Source organism: Paenibacillus helianthi, assembly GCF_001909055.1.
Lineage (GTDB): Bacteria > Bacillota > Bacilli > Paenibacillales > Paenibacillaceae > Paenibacillus_AQ > Paenibacillus_AQ helianthi.
The window spans coordinates 1-619 of record NZ_LVWI01000028.1 but is presented as its reverse complement, the minus strand read 5'-3'; the positions used below and the strand labels follow the sequence as shown (position 1 = coordinate 619).

Annotated in this window: 1 rRNA gene; it reads left to right on the top strand. The window is 56.7% G+C overall.

Going from position 1 to position 619, the window contains the following annotated elements:
• Positions 1–619: ribosomal RNA gene (locus A3844_RS07290) — 16S ribosomal RNA — on the top strand; the annotation flags it as partial.

Genomic DNA, 619 nt, shown 5'->3' with positions numbered 1-619 from the left:
CGGTAGCTAATACCGGATAATTCCTTCACCCTCATGGGCGAGGGATGAAAGGCGGAGCAATCTGCTACTAGAGGATGGGCCTGCGGCGCATTAGCTAGTTGGTGGGGTAACGGCCTACCAAGGCGACGATGCGTAGCCGACCTGAGAGGGTGAACGGCCACACTGGGACTGAGACACGGCCCAGACTCCTACGGGAGGCAGCAGTAGGGAATCTTCCGCAATGGGCGAAAGCCTGACGGAGCAACGCCGCGTGAGTGATGAAGGTTTTCGGATCGTAAAGCTCTGTTGCCAGGGAAGAACGTCCGGTAGAGTAACTGCTGCCGGAGTGACGGTACCTGAGAAGAAAGCCCCGGCTAACTACGTGCCAGCAGCCGCGGTAATACGTAGGGGGCAAGCGTTGTCCGGAATTATTGGGCGTAAAGCGCGCGCAGGCGGCTATTTAAGTCTGGTGTTTAAACCTTGGGCTCAACCTGAGGTCGCACTGGAAACTGGGTGGCTTGAGTACAGAAGAGGAAAGTGGAATTCCACGTGTAGCGGTGAAATGCGTAGATATGTGGAGGAACACCAGTGGCGAAGGCGACTTTCTGGGCTGTAACTGACGCTGAGGCGCGAAAGCGTG